The organism is uncultured Maricaulis sp. (assembly GCF_947259345.1).
In the GTDB taxonomy this organism is placed as follows: domain Bacteria; phylum Pseudomonadota; class Alphaproteobacteria; order Caulobacterales; family Maricaulaceae; genus Maricaulis.
The window spans coordinates 198,960-218,721 of the sequence record NZ_CAMYLS010000005.1 but is presented as its reverse complement, the minus strand read 5'-3'; the positions used below and the strand labels follow the sequence as shown (position 1 = coordinate 218,721).

At 62.0% G+C, this 19,762-nt stretch carries 19 protein-coding genes; 13 read left to right on the top strand and 6 right to left on the bottom strand.

The genetic code is table 11. The annotated features are described in order from the left end of the window. Positions 1-117: 117 nt before the first annotated feature. Both Q0X62_RS02870 and Q0X62_RS02865 read left to right on the top strand, forming a co-directional pair. Complete coding sequence (locus Q0X62_RS02870) at positions 118-2,478, top strand: TonB-dependent receptor (protein ID WP_297731394.1); 2,361 nt, start codon at positions 118-120, stop codon at positions 2,476-2,478. A gap of 111 nt (positions 2,479-2,589) precedes the next feature. Further along, positions 2,590-4,290 carry an alkaline phosphatase D family protein gene (locus tag Q0X62_RS02865; protein WP_297731393.1) on the top strand — a complete coding sequence of 567 codons (1,701 nt, stop codon included), beginning with the start codon at positions 2,590-2,592 and terminating at the stop codon, positions 4,288-4,290. On the opposite strand, the gene Q0X62_RS02860 is transcribed toward Q0X62_RS02865, so the two are convergent. Next, entirely contained in the window at positions 4,287-4,649 is a 363-nt protein-coding gene (locus tag Q0X62_RS02860) for a helix-turn-helix domain-containing protein (protein ID WP_297731391.1), read from the bottom strand. The two genes, Q0X62_RS02865 and Q0X62_RS02860, sit on opposite strands and share 4 nt — an antisense overlap. Positions 4,650-4,780: 131 nt before the next feature. Here Q0X62_RS02860 and Q0X62_RS02855 point away from each other — a divergent pair, with 131 nt between their 5' ends. Continuing rightward, entirely contained in the window at positions 4,781-5,854 is a 1,074-nt protein-coding gene (locus tag Q0X62_RS02855) for a nitronate monooxygenase (RefSeq protein WP_366946089.1), read from the top strand. 45 nt (positions 5,855-5,899) lie between these two features. Next, complete coding sequence (gene gstA, locus Q0X62_RS02850) at positions 5,900-6,520, top strand: glutathione transferase GstA (protein WP_297731389.1); 621 nt, start codon at positions 5,900-5,902, stop codon at positions 6,518-6,520. Positions 6,521-6,590: 70 nt separating this feature from the next. On the opposite strand, the gene Q0X62_RS02845 is transcribed toward gstA, so the two are convergent. Both Q0X62_RS02845 and folE read right to left on the bottom strand, forming a co-directional pair. Further along, positions 6,591-6,893: a DUF4168 domain-containing protein gene (locus Q0X62_RS02845; RefSeq protein ID WP_297731387.1), complete on the bottom strand. Its 303-nt coding sequence runs from the start codon at positions 6,891-6,893 to the stop codon at positions 6,591-6,593. 340 nt (positions 6,894-7,233) lie between these two features. Beyond that, the gene (gene folE, locus Q0X62_RS02840) at positions 7,234-7,851 is read right to left on the bottom strand and encodes a GTP cyclohydrolase I FolE (protein WP_297731385.1); all 618 of its coding nucleotides are present in this window, start codon (positions 7,849-7,851) and stop codon (positions 7,234-7,236) included. A gap of 233 nt (positions 7,852-8,084) precedes the next feature. On the opposite strand from folE, the gene cysS reads away from it, so the two are divergent. The 7 genes from cysS (at position 8,085) to Q0X62_RS02805 (ending at position 14,974) form a co-directional block, all read left to right on the top strand. Further along, positions 8,085-9,470 carry a cysteine--tRNA ligase gene (cysS, locus tag Q0X62_RS02835; protein ID WP_297731383.1) on the top strand — a complete coding sequence of 462 codons (1,386 nt, stop codon included), beginning with the start codon at positions 8,085-8,087 and terminating at the stop codon, positions 9,468-9,470. 4 nt (positions 9,471-9,474) lie between these two features. Beyond that, a complete protein-coding gene (locus tag Q0X62_RS02830; RefSeq protein ID WP_297731381.1) occupies positions 9,475-9,744 on the top strand; it encodes a hypothetical protein in 270 nt (89 codons plus the stop codon). Positions 9,745-9,809: 65 nt separating this feature from the next. Further along, positions 9,810-10,274, top strand: coding sequence for an iron-sulfur cluster assembly scaffold protein (locus Q0X62_RS02825; RefSeq protein WP_297731378.1), 465 nt, complete (start codon positions 9,810-9,812; stop codon positions 10,272-10,274). A gap of 149 nt (positions 10,275-10,423) precedes the next feature. Then, positions 10,424-10,789 (top strand): membrane protein insertion efficiency factor YidD, encoded by a 366-nt coding sequence (yidD, locus tag Q0X62_RS02820; RefSeq protein ID WP_297731376.1) that lies wholly within the window; start codon positions 10,424-10,426, stop codon positions 10,787-10,789. A gap of 2 nt (positions 10,790-10,791) precedes the next feature. Continuing rightward, the gene (thrS, locus tag Q0X62_RS02815; protein WP_297731374.1) at positions 10,792-12,726 is read left to right on the top strand and encodes a threonine--tRNA ligase; all 1,935 of its coding nucleotides are present in this window, start codon (positions 10,792-10,794) and stop codon (positions 12,724-12,726) included. A 17-nt stretch (positions 12,727-12,743) separates the two neighbouring features. Beyond that, complete coding sequence (locus Q0X62_RS02810) at positions 12,744-13,964, top strand: O-antigen ligase family protein (protein ID WP_297731372.1); 1,221 nt, start codon at positions 12,744-12,746, stop codon at positions 13,962-13,964. Further along, on the top strand, positions 13,961-14,974 hold the full coding sequence (locus Q0X62_RS02805; protein WP_297731370.1) for a glycosyltransferase family 2 protein: 1,014 nt from the start codon (positions 13,961-13,963) through the stop codon (positions 14,972-14,974). Before Q0X62_RS02810 ends, Q0X62_RS02805 begins: the two co-directional genes overlap by 4 nt. On the opposite strand, the gene Q0X62_RS02800 is transcribed toward Q0X62_RS02805, so the two are convergent. Both Q0X62_RS02800 and Q0X62_RS02795 read right to left on the bottom strand, forming a co-directional pair. Beyond that, positions 14,928-15,848, bottom strand: a complete 921-nt coding sequence (locus Q0X62_RS02800) for a hydroxymethylglutaryl-CoA lyase (protein ID WP_297731368.1) — start codon at positions 15,846-15,848, stop codon at positions 14,928-14,930. The genes Q0X62_RS02805 and Q0X62_RS02800 overlap by 47 nt on opposite strands. Beyond that, positions 15,832-17,796 (bottom strand): glycosyltransferase family 39 protein, encoded by a 1,965-nt coding sequence (locus Q0X62_RS02795; RefSeq protein ID WP_297731366.1) that lies wholly within the window; start codon positions 17,794-17,796, stop codon positions 15,832-15,834. Before Q0X62_RS02795 ends, Q0X62_RS02800 begins: the two co-directional genes overlap by 17 nt. A 126-nt stretch (positions 17,797-17,922) precedes the next feature. Here Q0X62_RS02795 and Q0X62_RS02790 point away from each other — a divergent pair, with 126 nt between their 5' ends. Beyond that, entirely contained in the window at positions 17,923-18,669 is a 747-nt protein-coding gene (locus Q0X62_RS02790; RefSeq protein ID WP_297731364.1) for a glycosyltransferase family 2 protein, read from the top strand. Positions 18,670-18,807: 138 nt separating this feature from the next. Continuing rightward, the gene (locus tag Q0X62_RS02785; protein WP_297731362.1) at positions 18,808-19,203 is read left to right on the top strand and encodes a hypothetical protein; all 396 of its coding nucleotides are present in this window, start codon (positions 18,808-18,810) and stop codon (positions 19,201-19,203) included. Positions 19,204-19,282: 79 nt separating this feature from the next. Here the strand turns inward: Q0X62_RS02785 and Q0X62_RS02780 are convergent, their stop codons facing one another. After that, positions 19,283-19,612 carry a hypothetical protein gene (locus Q0X62_RS02780; RefSeq protein WP_297731360.1) on the bottom strand — a complete coding sequence of 110 codons (330 nt, stop codon included), beginning with the start codon at positions 19,610-19,612 and terminating at the stop codon, positions 19,283-19,285. Between the last annotated feature and the right edge of the window lie 150 nt (positions 19,613-19,762).

The window sequence follows — 19,762 nt, the reverse complement described above, 5'->3', positions numbered from 1 at the left end:
TTTGTTGCAGTGCGTCATGTAGCTGTCACCCGTGTGTCGGCAAAGCGTCATCGCCAGCGCATAAGCACGGCCAAACTGGCGCAGTCGAGGGGGCTGCGCGCGTTTGAGGATTACACCATGACATTGAAGTCCCGCCTTCTGACCGCGGCCGCCCTGGCCGCGACCGCTTCTGCCATGCCTGGCGCCCTGGCCCAGGACGGGGCAGAGGACGCCGTTGAGGTCATTCGCGTGACGACCCAGTTCCGCGAACAATCCCTAGCGGACGTGCCGATCAATGTCTCGGCCTTTGACGCGGAACGCCTGGAAGCGCTTGATATTGCCGATTTCGAGGATCTGGCGGCCTTCACGCCCGGCCTGGTCGTGCAGGAGCAGAGCCCGAACAATACCGGCTACTCGATCCGGGGCATCACGACGGATAGTGGCGAGGCCACGTCGGAAACCCGCGTCGCCGTCTTCCAGGATGGTGTCTCCATCACGCGCTCGCGTGGCTCCTATGTCGAATTGTTCGACATCGAGCGTGTTGAAGTCGCCAAGGGCCCGCAGCCGACCCTGTTTGGTCGCGGCGCGCTCATTGGCGGCATCAATATCATCCAGAACAAGGCCGAAGATGAATTCTCCGCTTCGGTGGAGCTGGGCGTTGGCAATGAGGGGCAGCGCGAAGCCCGCGGCCATGTCAATTTCGCCCTGAACGAGAATTACGGCCTTCGACTCGCCGCCGTGAGCCGTGAGCGGGATGGCTATATTGACAATGCGCTGGGTGGCGAAGGCTTGCAGGGGCGTGATACCCAGGCTGTCCGCCTGGTCCTGTCCGGTGCACCCAGCGACCGCTTCTCCTTCGACGTGATCGCCAACTACCAGCAAGACACACCGCCGGGCACGTCCTTCAAGTCCGGCTCTATCCCGGCACCCGGTGGCGATACCGATCCGCATTCTCCGGCCGCCCTGAACACATTCGGCAATTTCGAAGGTGGTGCGCCGCTGGGCCTGGATCGCGAAGTGCGCGGCGTGACCGTGTTGGCCAACTACGCCGTTAATGACGCCTGGACGCTGAACTCGATCACGGGCTGGCGTGACTTCACCTCGGTCGAGGTCTTCGATCCGGACGGAACGGCGCTGCCTTTCCTCACCATAGGCGAAGATGCGGTAGGCGAGCAGTTCAGCCAGGAATTCCGCCTCTCCTATGACAATGGCGGCCGACTGACCGGCTCGGTCGGCGCGCTCTGGTTCACCGAGCAAGGTGAGCAACGCATCCCGATCGGTCTGGACGAGCGGGTCGCCCAGGCCTTTCTCGCACCGACCCTGGCTGCCGGTTTCGGCGCAACGGTGGCGCAGCTGGAAGGCCTTCTGGCACTCAATGGCTTCCCGGGCGTGGATCTGGACAACCCGTTCAATCCATTCCCCTATTCGGTCGCGGCCCTGCTGACCCAGAACCAGCTCGTGCCGCTGCGTGATTTCTATCTCGAAGAAGCCGCCAATGGAGCCGAGACGACCTCCTGGGACGTGTTCGCGGACGCGTCCTACGCGGTCACTGACCGGCTCACCCTGACTGCCGGCCTGCGCTACACCGAGGAAGACAAGACTTCGCGTGGCTATGGTCGCTCCCTGTCCGGGCCGAACTTCGTCACCTTCGGCGATACCCTGATCGTGCCGTTCACGCCCAATGGAGACTTCGTCAGCCAGGACGGCAATTTCGACGATTTCACCTGGCGCTTTGCCGCCTCTTATGCGGTGACTGACCGGATCAATACCTGGGCCAGTTTTGCCCGTGGACGACGTCCGGATGTGATCTCGGTCGACACCTCGGTGCCAAGCTTTTTCTCCGAAGCCCCGGCCGAGATCGTCGACTCGCTGGAAGTGGGGGCCTTCATCACCTTCGACCGCGGCACGGTGTCCGGCTCGGTCTTCCAATCGGAATACGAGAACTTCCAGACCACCCGCTTCGATCCCAATACAGTCAGCTTCATCACCGATAATGCGGGGAATGCCAGCCAGTATGGCCTCGAGCTGCAGGGCGACTTCGACCTATCGGAAACCGCCAACCTTTTCGTCAGCTACGCTTATAACCACGCCACCTTCGACGATACGGACAGCCAGGGCAATGCGCTGGAACTGGCCGGAAACCGCTTCCGCTATGCCCCGGAGCACGCCGTCTCCATGGGTTTGAACTGGGAAGTGGCGACGGGAGGCTGGGGTTCGGTGAGCCTAGTACCGACCTGGTCCTGGCAGTCGAAAATCTACTTCGACAATGACAATGACCGTTTCGGCGGTGTGCTGCAGCAACCGTCCTACGGGCTGCTCAATGCGCGTCTGCGTTACGAGAGTGCCGACGAGCGCTACCACGCCGAGCTTTATGGTTCGAACCTCACCAATGACGAGTATCTGATCGATGCCGGCAATACCGGTGGGTCCTTCGGCATCCCGACCTTCATCGCCGGCGCGCCGCTCCTTTGGGGTGTGCGGATCGGTGCCGACTTCTAGTCAGGCACGGACTGCGGCGCAGGCGGTTGCAAGACTGCCTGCGCTGCGTCCATTCTGGCGGCCGAATGACAGAGAAAGACGCCGGCCTGTTGGCGCGGTGCGGGGGACATCATGACCAAGACCAATCTGACACGCCGGAGCGCCCTGATCGGGGCTGCAGGCGCCGGCCTTGCCGTTTCATCCTGTTCGAAATCGCCGGATGTTTTTCAGCCAGTTGAGAATGGTCATTTCAATCATGGCGTGGCCTCAGGTGATCCGGACCCGACCAGCATCATGTTGTGGACGGCACTGACTGATGATGGCGGCGGCTATCGCGGTGTCGAAGTGGCTCGTGATGAAGGCTTTACCGACATTGTTTTCGAGCAGGGCGAAGAGATCACCTATGTGATGATGCAGCCGCTGGGGACGCTGAAAATCCTGGCCACGGGCCTCGAACCGGGCAGGACTTATTTCTACCGTTTTCGGCTCAATGACGATTATTCGCCGGTCGGCGTGACCCGCACCCTCCCGGAAGGCGCGCTTGATCAGTATCGGATCGGCGTCTTCTCCTGCTCGAACTTCCCGGCCGGGCATTTCAATGTCTATCGCGAAGCTGCCGAGAACGGCGATCTCGACCTCGTGCTTCATCTTGGTGACTATTTCTACGAGTACGGGCCGGGCGAGTACGCGACCGGGGAATCCGAGGCCATGAACCGGGTTCCGTCGCCGGCGCACGAGGTCCTCACCTATGCGGACTATGTCCAGCGTCATGCCCAGTACAAGTCGGATCCGGACCTGCAGGCGCTTCACGGAGCGGCTCCGTGGATTGTCAGCTGGGATGATCACGAGACCGCCAATGATGCTTGGACCGGCGGGGCGGAGAACCATGGTGACGGCGAGGGCATCTGGGCGGAGCGCCGCGATGCTGCACTCCGCGCCTGGTATGATTGGCAGCCGGTCCGCGAACCGGCCGACGACCTTCGCCAGCGCCGCGGCCATTACGAGATCGGCGACCTCGCGACATTGTGCTTGATTGAAAGCCGTCTCATTGCGCGCGATCAGCAGGTCGGGCTCGAGACCTTTCCGCTGGCTTCTGACGCCGATGATACCGATCCGGCCAACCTCGAGGCGGTTGCAGCCTGGAAGCGCGATGTCGTCGGGGCCGAGGACCGGACTTTGCTGGGAGAAGCACAGATTGCCGATATTCAGGCGGCCTGCGGCGCATCCAAGGCGGCGGGCAAGCCGTGGCGTATCCTCGCCAACCAGGTGATCATGAGCCGGGTCAATTTCCCCAATTTTGCCGAGGAGATGCCGGGCTGGCTGCGCTGGTGGGCGACCCGAAACAGTGAGTTTGCGCGTAATTTCATCATGAGCACCCGCTTCGGCATCCCCTTCAATCTCGATATGTGGGACGGTTATCCTGCGGAACGCGAACGTCTGTTCGCTGCCCTGCGTGCCGTCGATGCCGACATCATCACGCTGACCGGTGACGTCCACTCCTTCTGGACCAATGACCTGATTGATGGTGAGGGCAATCGGATCGGAACCGAGCTCGTCGGCTCATCCGTGACCAGCCCGTCGCCCTTTTCCGGCTTCAAGGCGCCCGGCGTCGACTATGGCAAGATGATGGTCGAGGCCAATGCCGACGTCGATCACTGCAATATGGAAGACCATGGATATATTCGCCTGACCCTGACGCCCAACGCGGCTGATGCCGAATACATCAAGGTCAGCGATATCCTCACGCGTGACTACCGGGCCAGCATTGAGAGTGAATGGCGGATCCGCCCGGCATCGGGCGGCGAGGTGCCCGCTGTGGAACGCGTCAGCTAGCCCCGGCAGGCGTTCGCGGACCGCTTCAGACGCGTACCGACATCAACAATCGCCTGAATGACCGGCAGGAGTTCGTGGCCCAGCGCGCTGAGCGTGTATTCGACGCTGGGCGGCGAGGTCGGCTGGACCGTGCGAATGATGACGCCTTTTGTCCGCAGGGCTTTGAGCCGCGTTGACAGCACCTTGGCCGAGATCGGTGGTATATCGTTTTCCAGCTCGGAAAAGCGTCTGGGCCCTGCGGACAGGTGCCAGATGATGTAGGGGGTCCAGCTGCCGCCGAGCAGCTGCATGCATTCACTGACCGGGCAGTGCGTCCCGTCGTCGAGCGGCGGGGCCTGATTGCGGCGTCGTTTGAGCATGACTGAGTATCCGGTAAGTGACTTACCAACTGGATAGTACAAATATCGTCTAACCAGAAGCAAGAAGGTTACATTATGTAAGCCTGCTCCCCAATTGTCCAATCATCAGTGACGGACAGGAGGGTCAGGTCTTGCCCCAGACGGAAATTCAGCGACGCCTCGGATTGCCCCATCCCATCATACAGGGGCCTTTCGGAGGTGGATTGTCCACCGTGGCACTGGCCGCCGCGGTCTCGAATGCCGGCGGTTTGGGTTCTTATGGTGCCCACATTCTCGAGCCGGACGAAATCGCGCCGCTCGTCGAGGCGCTGCGCGCGGCCACGGACGGTTCGATTGCGCTCAATCTCTGGGTCTCGGACCATGATCCGGGCGGTGATGATTTTGGCGCCGAAGCCTTCGACGCTGTCTGGCCGTTGTTTGCGCCCTTTTTTGCGGAATACGGGATTGATCGCCCCGAACCCCCAAATCGCTATCATCCGCGGTATGCGGACCAGGTGGAGGCGCTGCTCGAAGCGCGGCCGGATGTCTTTTCCTTCGTGTTCGGGATCCCGGACCCGGCGGTGCTGGCGGCCTGTCGCCAGCGCGGTATCCAGACCCTGGGCGCGGCCACAACGCTGGCGGAAGCCGAGGCCCTGGACGCGGCGGGTGTCGATCTGATTCTGGCCACCGGTTCTGAAGCCGGCGGGCATCGCCCGGCCTTTCTCGAACCGGCCGAAAACAATCTGATCGGCACACTGCCCCTGACCCGTCAGATCGCCAGTCGCCTCCGCCGGCCCGTGATTGCCGCGGGTGGAATTGCAGACCGAAGCGGCATTGAGGCTGCACTCACCCTGGGCGCCGGCGCAGCCCAGCTCGGCACGGCCTTTCTCGCTTGCAACGAATCCGGCACCCATGATGCACACCGCGATATCCTGTTCAGCGACCGGGCGCGTCACACCGCGCTGACGCGGACCTATACCGGGCGCCTGGCGCGCGGCATCCCCAATCGTGTCATGGCCGAGATGGACAAGCGTGCGGGCCAGCTTCCGCCCTTTCCTGTCCAGGCCTGGTTCCTCGGTCATCTCAAGCGGGCAGCCCTGGCAGCGGGCGATGAGGACTTCGCCTCGCTCTATGCCGGTCAGGGTGCGCCACTGCTCAAGCACAGGACGGTTGCCGACCTGATGTCGGATCTGACCCTGCCAAGCCCGCAACCCGCGCTCGCATGAGTGCGCGCCTCTTCCTTTCCCCAATCAACCAAGGAGACTGATGTCATGAAACTCTATTTTGCCCCGGGAGCCTGCTCGCTTTCACCTCATATCGTTCTGCGCGAGGCCGGCATTGACGTCGCGCTCGAGCGGGTCGACCTCGCCAAGGGCGAGATCGTTGCCAGCGGCGTGCCGTTCAAACAGGTCAATCCCAAGGGCTATGTCCCCGCACTTGACCTGGGTAATGGCAATGTGCTGACCGAGGGCGCGGCCATGGTGCAGCATCTTGCCGACACGCATCCCGATGCCGGCCTCGCTGCGCCGGCGGGCACGGTCGAGCGGGCGCGCATCAATGAGTGGCTGACCTTCCTCTCGTCGGAGCTGCACAAGGCGTTCAGCCCGCTTTTCTCGTCGGCTTCCGGCGAGCCTGCAAAGTCGGACGCGATTGCGAAGGTCACCGGCCGACTCGCCTTTGTCGAAAGTGTGCTGGCGGACGGGCGCGACTATCTGACCGGGCCACGCTTCACGATCGCGGACGCCTATCTCTTCACGCTTGCCAACTGGACCGGGCCGACCGGTATCGGTTTGGAGGCCTATCCGTCACTGACGGCCTATCAGGCGCGCGTTGCGAGCCGGCCCGCGGTTCAGGCCGCTCTGGAGGCTGAAGGTTTGTTGCAAGCGGCCTGATCTCGGCTCAGACACAAAAAGGGCCGCGCCGTGATCCACGGTGCGGCCCTGCTTCGTCGCCGGTCGGAGGCTATTGTTGCGTGGCCATCTCTTCCGCGGTCGTGCGGATGCGGTTGGCAATGCTTTCATCCGTCTGCGCGGCGTTGGCGATCGCATTGTATTCGTCGACGCTGAGGCCGGCCTCGGTCACGATCTCGGTCATCTGACCCTGGGCCTGCATCTGGAGTTGCTGGCGCGCTTCATCCGTTTCCGCGGCTTCGATCTGCGGGCCCACTGTCTCGACGACGCCATTGATGCCCTGGGCGGCATGAATGAAGGCGGTGACATGCTGGTCGGTCAGTTCGAACTGCTGAGTGGCTTGAGCTTCGGTCATTTCGGTCTCCTGGCTGAATGAGGGAGATGCCATCGCCAAGGCTGTCAGAGCAGAAGCGAAAGCCGTTATTACAATATTGGGCATGTAACACATCCCTTGTTTCGGTCAAAAAGTGTGGGGGGTTCAAGTCAGCGTCTCTGAAACGCATGAATAAGAGGCGTAACATACATGATTTGAGAATCCAGTGATGGCGCTGAATTCGTCATAATGATTTCACATCACCGTCATTTCGGCGCGTCGTGCCGGATTTCATCATCGATAATGTTTATCCTCACACGAAAAAGCCCCGGAGCGAGGCTCCGGGGCTTGGCATTCGGTCCTGGGATCAGGCCTGAAAGTGTCAGGCGCGCTCGACCATGCGCATGAAACGGTCCTTCAGGTCGCGGTCATTGCGGAACTCGCCGGTGAAGGTGGTGGTGATGGTCGAAACATTCGGATGATGCACGCCGCGTGTGGTCATGCACTGGTGCTTGGCGTCGATCAGGACAGCCACGCCGCGCGGCTCCATTGCCTCGGTGAGGGCGTCGGCGATCTGGGCGGTCATCGTCTCCTGGGTCTGCATACGCTTGCAGAAGATCTCGACGACGCGGGCAATCTTGGAAATGCCAACCACGGCCTTGGACGGCAGATAGGCGACATGGGCGACGCCCATGATCGGGGCGAGGTGGTGCTCGCAATGGCTCTCGACATCGATATTGGTGAGCATGACCATGTCGTCATAGCCCTGCACGTCCTCGAAGGTCTTGCCGAGCGCCTTGAGCGGATCGGCGTCGTAACCGGAGAACCATTCCTCATAGGCCTTGACCACCCGCTTGGGCGTATCGATCAGGCCTTCACGGCTGGGATCATCCCCGGCCCAGGAGATCAGGGTGCGAACGGCGGCTTCCGCCTCTTCGCGGCTTGGCTTGGTCTTGGCTGCGGCCACAATACGGGCAGCGTCTGGGGTCACGGCGTCCATCCTCATGGATCCTTTCGTTCTCGGGTCGGCTCGGCGTATACGACCAAACCGTAGTGCCGGTTTCCGGATCGAGGATGCAGACGACAGTTTTTGACAGTCGCGACCTGTTATCCTCTGCTTTCGCGCTTGCGCACTTGCGGTTATTTAGGCGGTCTGCGCCCGGTTTCCAATAATTGAGCCACACCCGGTGCAGAATAATTCAGTATCACCCCAGACCGAAGACGGGTTTCCCAATGAATTCGCTCACCCTTTACGACACGATGGCGCGCCGCAAGCGCGACTTCGAACCGACCGATCCGGACCGGGTGACGATGTATGTCTGCGGTCCGACGGTCTATTCCTACGCCCATATTGGCAATGCGCGCCCGGCGGTCGTCTTCGACACGCTGTTTCGCGTCCTGCGTCGCCTTTATGGCGAGGAGGAGGTGATCTATGCCCGCAATATCACCGATGTGGACGACAAGATCATCGAGGCGGCCCGCGAGAGCGGCAAGCCGATCGACGCGATCACAACGCATTATGCCGATATCTACCGGGCTGACATGGGCGCGCTGGGCGTGACCCTGCCGACCATCGAACCGCATGCGACCGACCACATTCCCGAGATGATCGGCATGGTCCAGAATCTGGTCTATGGCGGTCACGCCTATGAGGCGGATGGTCATGTCCTGTTCGATGTCAGCTCCTACGAGCAATATGGACGCCTCTCCAATCGTGACCTCGATGACATGGTCGCCGGGGCACGGGTTGAGGTGGCGAGTTACAAGCGCAATCCGGCGGATTTCGTGCTCTGGAAGCCGGCCAAGGATGACGAGCCTGGCTGGGACAGCCCCTGGGGACGCGGGCGTCCGGGCTGGCATCTGGAATGCTCCGCGATGAGCGAGAAGCATCTCGGTCAGACCATCGACATTCATGGCGGCGGCACGGACCTTGTCTTTCCGCACCACGAAAACGAGATCGCGCAATCGGTCTGCGCCCACAAGGGGGCGCCGATGGCCAATTACTGGCTGCACAATGGCTTCCTCACCATGGGCACGGACAAGATGTCCAAATCGCTCGGCAATGTTCAGCTGGTCCATGAGCTGATCAAGGATCATCCCGGCGAGGTGCTGCGCTATGCCCTGCTGACCGCGCATTATCGAGCCCCTTTGACCTGGACCGCCGACCTGCTGGCCAAGACGCGGCGTTCGCTCGACCGCGTTTATGGCGTGCTGCGTCGTCTCGGCGATATCGAGGCCGCGCCCCAGGATGCGCCGGCGGCCTTCGTCGAAGCGCTGCATGATGATCTCAACACGCCCAAGGCGCTGTCCGAACTCTTCCAGCTCGCCGGCAATGCCAACAAGGCGGTCAGCGATGTCGAGAAGGCCCGGGCCAAGGGCGAGCTGCTGGCCGCGGCCGGTCTCCTCGGTCTCGGTCAGGCAGATCCGGATGCATGGTTCGGCCTGACCGATCTTGATCCCGCCGAACGCGCGAAGATTGATGAGCTCATCATTCGCCGCCAGACCGCCCGGGTGGAGAAGGACTGGCCGACTGCTGATGCGGTTCGTGATGAACTCAATGCGCTCAAGGTCCAGGTCGATGACGGGCCGGAAGGCTCGACCTGGCGCAAGCTGGACTAGGACGATGGCACTCAAGGGTTTCAACGTGCTCTTGCAGGTCGAGGATGCCGTGGGCGACTGTTTTGTCACCTACGGCGTCGTCGCTGCGGATGCCGATGCCGCCGGGCGACTGGCTGAAGGTGCCGCCCAGGCGGAAGGCTTCTGGTCGGTCGAGATTGATGATGTCTGGGAACCGGAGCCGGAAGAGGGCGATGATCCCTTCGGCGATATCCCCGAAGTGCTCGGTCGCACCGAGCCGACCTATCTCGACGAGGATGATTACGAGGCGGATTGACGCTGACGGTTGCGATAATCCGTGGCCACTGGCGTCAGTCCGCATTTCTCCCTAAATTGCCTGATATGAGCGACGATCTTTATTCCAATGCCGTCTTGCGACTGGCCGCGGATATTCCGCGCATCGGGCGACTGGCCCGACCGCAGGCGTCTGCGCGCAAGGTCTCGCGCCTGTGCGGCTCGGAGATCGAGGTCGATATCGCGATGGCTGGCGATCGCGTTGGTGACTTGGCCCTGCGGGTGAAGGCCTGTGCGCTGGGGCAGGCGTCTGCCGCCATTCTCGGCCGCCATGTGATTGGCGCCTCGCAGAAAGACCTGGTCATGGCGCGGGATCAGCTCAAGGCGATGCTGAAAGAGGGCAAGCCGGCGCCGCGCGGACGCTTCGCTGAGCTCGCGCTTCTGGAGAGCGCCCGGGCTTATCCGGCGCGTCATCAATCAGTGATGCTGGCCTTTGAAGCCGTTGTCGATGCGGCCGCCACGGCCACACGCGGCCGGGTATCAACGCCCCTGACCACCCCGCTGACTGGCTAGGGCCGTCCGCCCCTGCCACGCCGGCAGGAGGCGGTGGACGGTCCGCCAAATCGACGATCCTCACCCTCAATCTTTACTGCGGCCCGCGAAGCGCGCTTCATGTCCATGGTGGACAGCGCGCACCGCGGCGTTAAAAGGCTTGATTCCATATGCGTTCACGCGAACGGAAACAGGGGCTGAAAAGCCCGGTCTCCGGCCTCATGCTGATCTTGCTTCGTGCCTATCAGCTGAGCCTGTCACCGGTCTTCTATGCGCTTGGAATCCGATGCCGGCATGAACCGACCTGCTCGCACTATGCCATGGACGCGATCCGCGCCCAGGGACCCTGGCGCGGCGGCTGGCTCACGCTGGGGCGTCTCGGTCGATGCCGACCGGGGGGCACATTCGGCGTCGATCCCGCGCCGCGCGAACGCAATCAAGCGCCCTGGTGGGCGGTCTGGCGTTTCAGATCGAAGCCCGGACGTGCCATGGACCCAATTCCGCCGGCGGGCCGCGCCGACGACAAGGACATGTAACAATGATCAATGTGACGCTTCCCGACGGATCCGTACGCGAACTTCCCGATGGGGCCTCTCCGATGGATTTGGCCGAAGGGATTTCCAAATCCCTGGCCAAGGCCGCCATCATCGCCCAGGTCGATGGCCAGGACTGGGACCTCAAACGCCCGCTCGATGGTGACGCTCAGGTGGCCATCATCACGCGCAAGGATGACAAGGCCCTCGAGGTGATCCGCCACGACACGGCCCATATCCTCGCCCAGGCGGTGCAGGACCTCTTCCCCGGCACGCAGGTCACAATCGGTCCGGCCATTGAGGACGGATTCTACTATGACTTTGCCCGCAGCGAACCGTTCACACCGGAAGACTTCGAGGCGATCGAAAAACGCATGGGCGAGATCGTCGATGCCGATCTCCCGTTCGAGCGCGAAGTCTGGGATCGCAATGACGCGATCGCCAAGTTCGAGGAGATGGGCGAAGCCTACAAGGCCGAGCTGATCCGCGATCTGCCCGAGGACGAGACGATCACGATCTATCGCCAGGGCGACTGGTTTGACCTCTGCCTTGGCCCGCACCTGCCCTCGACGGGCAAGATCGGCAAGGCGTTCAAGCTGATGAAGGTGGCCGGGGCCTATTGGCGCGGCGATCATCGCAACGCCATGCTGCAGCGGATCTACGGCACGGCCTGGGCGGACGAGAAGCAGCTCAAGGCCCACCTCCATCGTATCGAGGAAGCCGAAAAACGCGATCATCGCCGTCTCGGCAAGCAGATGGAGCTTTTCCACTTCCAGGAAGAAGCCCAGGGACAGGTCTTCTGGCATCCCAATGGCTGGCGCCTCTACCGCACGGTGACGAGCTATATGCGCCGCCGTCTGGAAGCGGCCGGTTATGTCGAGATCAAGACGCCGCAATTGATGGATCGCAAGTTCTGGGAAGCCTCGGGCCATTGGGACAAGTATCGCGAGAACATGTTCATCTCCTCGATCGACCAGGAAGAAAAAGTCCTGGCCGTGAAGCCGATGAATTGCCCCTGCCATGTGCAGGTCTTCAACCAGGGCCAGAAATCCTATCGCGACCTGCCGCTGCGCATGGCCGAATTCGGCTCCTGCCACCGCTATGAGCCGTCCGGCTCGCTGCACGGTTTGATGCGGGTGCGTGGCTTTGTGCAGGACGATGCGCACATCTTCTGCACGGTCGAGCAGATCACCCAGGAAGTCATTGATTTCTGTGAACTGCTGAAGTCGGTCTATGCCGATTTCGGCTTCGAGGAACCGCGTATCAAATTCTCCGACCGCCCGGAACAGCGCGTCGGGTCGGATGAGGTCTGGGACAAGGCGGAAGCCTCGCTCAAGGCGGCGGCCGAAGCCTCGGGCCTCGATTATGAATACAATCCGGGTGATGGCGCCTTCTACGGTCCCAAGCTCGACTTCGTGGTCAAGGACGCGATCGGGCGGGAATGGCAGACAGGCACGATCCAGTGCGACTTCAACCTGCCGGAGCGGCTCGATGCCAGCTTCATCGGAGATGACAGCGAAAAGCATCGTCCGGTCATGCTGCACCGGGCCATCCTCGGATCGCTGGAGCGCTTCCTCGGCGTGTTGATCGAAAGCTATGCCGGCAAGCTGCCCTTCTGGCTGGCGCCGCGCCAGGTCGTGATCGCCACCATCACCTCGGACGCGGATGCTTATGCCGAAGAGGTCAAGGCAGCCATGCTCAAGGCCGGTCTCCATGCCGAGACGGATTTGCGCAATGAGAAGATCAACTACAAGGTCCGCGAGCATTCGGTTGGCAAGGTGCCGGTGATCGCGGTTGTCGGTCGCAAGGAAGCCGAAGAGGGCACGCTGGCCCTGCGCTTCCTGGGCGAAGGCGGCAAGACGCAGGAAATCCTGCCGCTCGCTGACGCGATTGCCCGTTTGAGCGAGGACGCCAAGGCGCCCGACCTCAAGCGCGCCTGATCAGGGCGGGCAATATCATGCAGCACGGCGACACCCGGGCGGGATGGGCAGGCCTACTGGCTTTTGCCTTTGCCTTCCCGTTCGGGGTCGCCGGCAGTTTGCTGATCGCCCCGTGGATATCACTGCTCGCGATCGCGGCTTTTCCCGTCCATCGCCAGTTCTGGACGATCAAGCAGACCCCTTGGGGGTTGATCAGTGTCGGTGCTTTTCTTGCCTGGACATTGCTCAGCTTTACCTGGTCACCTCATGACGATGCCGGCCAGCTCTGGCGAACGGGGCTGGGCGTACCGCTCTACATCCTGTTCGCCATGCGGGTCGGGCAATTGGATGGTGTCTGGCGGCGGCGGGTGGAAGCGGCGCTGTTCTTTTGTGTGCTCGCTCTCGGGCTTTTCCTGTTGTCTGAAACCTTGTCCGGCGGCGCGGCGACACGCGGTTTCAAGCTCGCCGAGGAGGGCTTTTCCGATGCCGAAGGCTCGGGGTTCGACATCCATCTCAATCGCAATCTGGGCCATGCGGCCGTGCCGCTGATACTGCTGAGCCTGCCCGTGGCCCTGATCGCCCGGCGTGAGGGCGGGACCGTGGTGGGGGTTGTTATTTTCGCTCTGGCCGCAGTGGCGGCCTTCAGCTTCAAGACGGAAGTGAATGCTGCCGCCTTTGTGTTGGGACTGATCGCCGCCGTGATGACCGCATTCTGGCCACGCTCGATGCTGGCCTGCCTCTTCGGAATCCTGGCCGGGGCGGTGCTGGTGCTTCCACTGGTGATGCCGACATTGATCGATGTGATGCCGGTCAGCGTGCGTGAGGCCCTACCCGCATCCTTCGAATGGCGATTGCAGATATGGAGCTACACCGGCGATCTCATCCGTGAGCAACCCTGGTTTGGCTATGGCATGGACGCGTCCCGGCCACTGAACGGTCAGGCTGAAGTCTTTGCGCATGGTCGCTTTCACGATGTGGAATCCTTGCCGTTGCATCCACATAATGCCACTCTGCAAATCTGGCTCGAGACTGGGGCGGTCGGAGCTACACTTTTGGCGGGGGGACTTGTCGCACTGGGTGGACGAGTCGCCGCTGCGCCGCGGCTTTCGCGGCTGCAGGCGATTGCTGTAGCTTGGATTACCGTAGTCTATGGGTCGTTGATCGTATTCTCCTATGGGGTCTGGCAAGAATGGCACCAAGGGACATTGGCGTTGGCAGCGACGAGCGTGTTCTTTCTCGCGGCAAGGAAACGGCCGTGAGCGGGAATCTGCGCCTGACCGTCGTTACGGTTTCCTGGCATACCGGACCGCACCTGCTGGAGGCCGTCTCCTCCATTCTGGCTGCGCCGGGTGTGGATGAGTTTGTTCTCGTCAATCACGGCAATCCGCCCGAGATGATTCAGGCCCTGCGCGCCATCGCGGAGGCCCGGAAGAATTTCGTTCTCATTGAAACCGGCAGCAATCTCGGCTTCGCGCGCGGCTGCAATATCGGTGCGGAGCGAGCGAGCGGGGATCTTGTCCTTTTCCTCAATCCTGACGCGGTTCTGGCCAAGGGGGTCGCGAGTCGGTTGAAACGATCCGCACAGGAATTGAGCGACAATATCTGGGTCATCGGCGCGCGCATCGTCAATCCGGATGGAAGCGAGCAACGCGGCGGGCGGCGCGGTGAGCTGACGCCTCGCTCAGCGATGGTATCATTCCTCGGACTGGACCGACTTCTGCCCTCCGTGAGAAGCCTGCACTTCGAGCGGGAGGCGTTACCCGACACGATCTCTCCCATGCCCGTGGTGTCCGGTGCTGCGATGATGATGCCACGCCGTGGCTTCTTGCAAATGGGCGGATTTGACCAACGCTATTTTCTGCATGTCGAGGATATCGACATTTGCCGCAAGGTGCGCGAATGCGGCGGTCAGGTCTGGTTCGAGCCCCGCGCCTCGATCATTCATTACGGCGGAACCAGCCAGTCCAGCCCGTTTTTTGTCGAGACGCACAAGGCACTCGGCTTCATCAAGTATTTCTGGAAATACTATCCCGGCGCCCTCGAGCGGCTCACCACAATGGCGATGATCATTCCGATCTTTGGCGCCATTTGGGGGCGTGCGACCTTGATCCAGCTGGCCGGCAGACTTCGGATGATTGCGGCGCGTCGCAAAGCCTTCGCGCGGCTGCGCCGATTGCAGGCGCGTCAGGCAGCCCGTAACGCGCAGGAGCGCGCCGCCGACACTACGCCGGCAAGCCCTGCGCCGGTTTCGGAAACCCGCCCGCTCTAGACAGGGCGCTGTCGACCGGGTGTTTCAGCCCGTCCGTCTCCAGCCATTTCGCCGTTTCGATCAGCTTGGCCAGGTCCAGCCCGGTCTCGAAACCGCCGCGCTCGAGCATGTAGACCACGTCTTCGGTGGCCACATTGCCGGTCGCGGCAGGGGCAAAGGGGCAGCCACCAATACCGCCCACCGAGGCGTCAATGACATCGACGCCGGCTTCAATGGCGGCGTGGATATTGGCCATCGCCGTGTTGCGCGTATTGTGGAAGTGCATGCGGATTTTCATGTCACCGCTCTCGGCGCGCACGAGATCGAGTGTCTTGCGGACGCGCCACGGGTCGGCGACGCCGATCGTGTCTCCCATGGCGAACTCCACAGCCCCTGCAGCGCGGGCGCGGGCTGCGAGATGGGCCACGACCTTGGGGTCGACCTCGCCGTCAAACGGATCACCAAAGGCCACAGAGACCGTCACCGACACCGGCACGCCCTCATCATGGGCCAGAACCGCGATGCGGTCGAAAAGATCGGCCGTCTGTTCCGGTGTGGCGTTCTGGTTCTTCAATCCGAAGCCGGGCGAGGCGACCATTACGTAATTGACCTCGTCACAGCCATGCTCCAGCGCCCGGCGCATGCCGCGCTCATTGAGCGCGAGGCCGATATACTTCACCCCGTCCTGGCGCGGTACGCGCTGCATCACCGCATCGCTGTCCGCCATGGCCGGGACCAGCTTGGGATGGACAAAACTCGCCGCCTCCATGCGCCGCACTCCGGCGGCGATCAGGCGCTCGACAAACTCGATCTTGGTGTCCGTCGACATCATTGCCGGGTCATTCTGCAACCCGTCCCGAGGTCCGACTTCAACGATCTCAATCTTGCGGGTCATTGGGGGTGTCCTGGTCAGTGGGAGCGGATGAGTCCAAGTCGGTATTCGGGCGTGTCATCAGGCGGAGATCATTACTTGCCGGGCAACCCGTGAAGAAAATCGCCAACTCCGTGTCGGTGCCGCGCGCATAATTGGTCCCTGCGGCCAGAAGCCGCGTTTCGCAGATGCCCAGCGCCCGGACTATGTCCTGCCACCCAGCACGCAAGGCTGTCGTGCTGGTGATTTCGCTGGGACTCAGTGGTGCGAGGAAGGGGGAATTGCGGCCTCGCTCAACGAGCCATCCCAAGTCGGACGGAGCCTGATCCAATCTATCGTGTAGTTGTATCACCGCCGCGAGGCCGGGCAACCGCGACAAATCCAGCACCAGCATCGTCGGCTCGTCCCGGCTCTCGGCAAAGGCCAGCACTTCCTCCGCTGTCCCCAACATCGTGTCCGTGCCGAGCGAGAAAGCGAGGCTGGGTTCGGTGAAGCTGGAGGCGGTCACGATCTCGTCCGGTGACAGGCCGGTGATAGTTTCCGAATAGGCTCGGGCGCTGCGGACCTGGTCGGCAAGGCGGACGGCATAGGACTCGGCGAATACACCGCTGCGTGCCGCGACATGCCAGCCAAAGCCGGACAACACGGCGAAGCTAAGGGCCAGAACGCCGGGTCGCATCCGGTCGGATGCCAGGGCTGCCACAGCAAGCTGCAAGAAAAGGGTGAGCCCGGCAAAGACACGGAAGATGGCGCCCATGTCGAACTCCAGCTGGAAACCGCTCTCAAAACCGGCACCGGCCAGCCGGATCGCGTCCCAGCTGGCATTATTGCCATAGGTGACGAAGACATAGGGCAGGAAGACGGCGAACGCCGCCACGCCGATCGCATACAGCACCCAGCTCGCCCAGCGCTGCCAGCGTGCAGCCTTGGCCAGCTCAACCAGCCCCCAGCCCGCCGCGAGCGCCAGCGCTGGATAAACCGGCAGCACATAGTGGGGCAACTTGGTCGGCAGGATTTCAAACACAAGCCAGGTCGGCACCACCCAGGCGATCAGGAAGCGGGCCGAAGCCGCCAGGCGGTCATCCTCGCCGCGCAGCGCCGCAACCACCCGGCCGGCGCCCGGGATGAGGAAGAGGGTCGCCGGGAAGAAGACCAGGGGAAGAAGCAGAAGGTGATAGCCGGGCAGACCACCATGCCTTTCGTCGGCGGAAATCAGCTTTGGTGCCAGGTCGTCGCCCAGGGCCTCGCGCAGGAAGCCGCCCTCGGTCGCGATCTGGATCGAGATCAGCCAGGGCGCGACAATGAGGGCTGCGAGCAGCGGGCCCCACCAGACCATAACCGGTTTCAGCCAGGTAATCTTCCGCTCCCAGACCATCAGTACCAGCGCTGTCAGTCCGACGACCATCGGTGTCACCGGCCCCTTGATCAGTGCTCCGGCTCCGAGGGCAACCCAAAACAGGAGTGCGGTTCGCCAACCGGGACTTGTTCCGCCACGGGCATTGGCCAAGGCTGCCATGGCCAGTGTGGTACAGCCGACCAGCATGGCATCGGTCTTGGCGATGCCGCCTTCAATGCCCAGAAGGACGGTGGTTGCGAACAGGGCCGCACCGGCGAAGGCGGCTTCGCGTCCCACGAGACGTTGGCCGCCCCAGAAACAGGCCAGGGCCGCCATCAGGGCGCCCAGGACGGACGGCAGGCGATAGGCCCAGATCTGGCGGTCTTCCGCGTCCGAAACGAGAGAGACGGCAGCCGCTTGCAGCCAGTGTATGCCAACGGGTTTTTTGTTGCGTTCCTCGTCGAGATAGTTGATTTCGACGAAATTGCCGGTTTCCAGCATCTGCGCAGTGGCCTGGGCATAGCGGCTTTCATCGCGATCGATCGGCGGTAATGTGAAGATGCCGACTATGGCAGATGCGGCGGCGAGAAGGCCGATGATCCACCAGGCGCGAATACCGCGAGCCAGATCGGTCAAATGAATCCCTCCGCTTATCCTGCCGGCTTACCGGTCGGTCACACGCGGCATGAGAAATACCTCGCGTCTTTAGTGAAACCCGGTATGTAACGGGCCTACGGTATTCGCAAGCTCAAGCAGACATCTATGAGCCAGTCTTCCCCAGAAACTCCCCAAATCTCCGTTGTTGTTCCCGCCTATAATGAAGCGGGCAATGTTGTGCCGCTGGCGCGCGAAATCGTGGACGCCCTGGCAGGGCGGACCTTCGAGATTCTGTTTGTCGACGATTGTTCCAGCGACGCGACACGCCAGGAATTGATTGATGCGAAAGCCGAGCTGCCAATGCTTCGGGTTATCTCGCACCGCGTGAATTCCGGTCAGTCCCGGTCGGTCCGCACGGGTGTGATGAATGCGCGTGGGGCGATCATCTGTACGCTGGATGGTGACGGCCAGAACCCGCCGCAGGATCTGCCGATTGTGCTCGACGGGCTCACCCGCGCGGACGCGCCCGAGGATCTGGCCCTGGTCGGGGGGGACCGGACCGCCAATCGCCAGGATTCGGCCTGGAAAAAGTTTGCCTCGCGCGCCGGCAATGGTCTGCGCAAGGCGATGCTCAATGATAATTGCGCCGATACCGGTTGTGGTCTGAAAGCCTTCAAACGCTCGGCCTACCTTGAACTCCCCTATTTCGACCACCAGCATCGCTTCCTGCCGGCGCTCATGATCCGCGAGGGATATAAATGCGAATTCCGGCCGGTCACGCACCGCCACCGCACCATCGGGACATCGAAATATACGAATTTCGGTCGTCTTTTCGCCTCACTCACAGACATTATGGGCGTGATGTGGTTAAATTCGCGGGCCCGTAATCCACGGGGCAGTGACGAATTCTGATTGAAGCGAGTCGTCAGGCCGCTTCACAACCGGGGAGAGTGAAGTATGGCCGGAGGCGGGGACAACGGCGTATTGTTAGGTATGACCGCGGCTAATCAGGCCCAGAGACGGGGCGGACGCGGCAATGGGGGAGGTTCCATGTTCAACGTATTTCCACTTCTGATCATTCCGGTGATCATCTATGCCATCGTCGCCTATACGACAGGCGCCGACATGAGCACGCATGTTTTCGAAGTGCCGATGGTTTCGGGCAGCCTGCCTTTGTCCAAGGGTGATCTCCTGGTCATTCTCGGCATGATCATGCTCTTCATGGAGCTGATAAAGGCCGCCGGATCCGGCACGGCGACGATCATCAATCACGGCTTGTCCATGGTGATCTTCGTGATCGCGATGGCGCTCTTCCTGCTGGTCGGTCACTTCTCGACCTCGACCTTCTTCCTGCTCATGCTGATGACGCTGATGGATACCGTCGCCGGTTTCGTCGTCACCATCGTGGCAGCCCGTCGCGACCTTGCGGTCGGCGACGGCGGCTAGAGCAGAACGAAAAGAAGGCCGGCGCCCAGGCTCACATCGAGCCAGAAGCCATAGCGCCGGGCCTTGGCAACAGCGATTGTCATGCGCGCCGCTCCCACACCGGGGGCGGCGTCGTCTTTTGTGCGGCCTGGGCATAGGTGCGGCGGAAGCGTTCGACTTCGCTCGCTTCGGCCTTGAGGCCGCGACGCGGCGTGTCGCCGATGATCTGAACCATGACTTCCGCCGTGGCAGGGCGCGCCCGCACAAAGGAGCGGTCGCTATCGCGCTCGCTCGATTGCGGGGTCGGGACGGTGACGAGGGCACGCTCCTGCCGCGGCGGACGATCCTGCGAACCGCGCGCACGACTGGCCGGCTCAATACGCCGGCTGGTCGGGGTCGGGACAGAATATGCGCTGCGGATCGTGGTCATGCCCTCTCTTTCGCAAGCCGGATGCCAACTCTTAATGAGCGATTAACCACGATTCTGGCCGAAAATGCGGTGTTTGCAGCCCATGACAAAGCAAAACCGGCCCGCGAGGCGGACCGGTTGGCTCATTTCGGTACGATTTTGTTAACCCTG

Bases quoted from the DNA above. Each gene is read 5' to 3' on its own strand.
- Q0X62_RS02800 (WP_297731368.1), bottom strand. From the start codon at position 15,848: ATGACCCGCAAGATTGAGATCGTTGAAGTCGGACCTCGGGACGGGTTG.
- Q0X62_RS02860 (WP_297731391.1), bottom strand. From the start codon at position 4,649: ATGCTCAAACGACGCCGCAATCAGGCCCCGCCGCTCGACGACGGGACG.
- folE (WP_297731385.1), bottom strand. From the start codon at position 7,851: ATGGACGCCGTGACCCCAGACGCTGCCCGTATTGTGGCCGCAGCCAAG.
- Q0X62_RS02825 (WP_297731378.1), top strand. From the start codon at position 9,810: ATGAGCGACGATCTTTATTCCAATGCCGTCTTGCGACTGGCCGCGGAT.
- Q0X62_RS02780 (WP_297731360.1), bottom strand. From the start codon at position 19,612: ATGACCACGATCCGCAGCGCATATTCTGTCCCGACCCCGACCAGCCGG.
- Q0X62_RS02845 (WP_297731387.1), bottom strand. From the start codon at position 6,893: ATGACCGAAGCTCAAGCCACTCAGCAGTTCGAACTGACCGACCAGCAT.
- Q0X62_RS02865 (WP_297731393.1), top strand. From the start codon at position 2,590: ATGACCAAGACCAATCTGACACGCCGGAGCGCCCTGATCGGGGCTGCA.
- Q0X62_RS02790 (WP_297731364.1), top strand. From the start codon at position 17,923: ATGAGCCAGTCTTCCCCAGAAACTCCCCAAATCTCCGTTGTTGTTCCC.
- thrS (WP_297731374.1), top strand. From the start codon at position 10,792: ATGATCAATGTGACGCTTCCCGACGGATCCGTACGCGAACTTCCCGAT.
- Q0X62_RS02785 (WP_297731362.1), top strand. From the start codon at position 18,808: ATGTTCAACGTATTTCCACTTCTGATCATTCCGGTGATCATCTATGCC.
- yidD (WP_297731376.1), top strand. From the start codon at position 10,424: ATGCGTTCACGCGAACGGAAACAGGGGCTGAAAAGCCCGGTCTCCGGC.
- cysS (WP_297731383.1), top strand. From the start codon at position 8,085: ATGAATTCGCTCACCCTTTACGACACGATGGCGCGCCGCAAGCGCGAC.
- Q0X62_RS02870 (WP_297731394.1), top strand. From the start codon at position 118: ATGACATTGAAGTCCCGCCTTCTGACCGCGGCCGCCCTGGCCGCGACC.
- Q0X62_RS02810 (WP_297731372.1), top strand. From the start codon at position 12,744: ATGCAGCACGGCGACACCCGGGCGGGATGGGCAGGCCTACTGGCTTTT.
- gstA (WP_297731389.1), top strand. From the start codon at position 5,900: ATGAAACTCTATTTTGCCCCGGGAGCCTGCTCGCTTTCACCTCATATC.
- Q0X62_RS02830 (WP_297731381.1), top strand. From the start codon at position 9,475: ATGGCACTCAAGGGTTTCAACGTGCTCTTGCAGGTCGAGGATGCCGTG.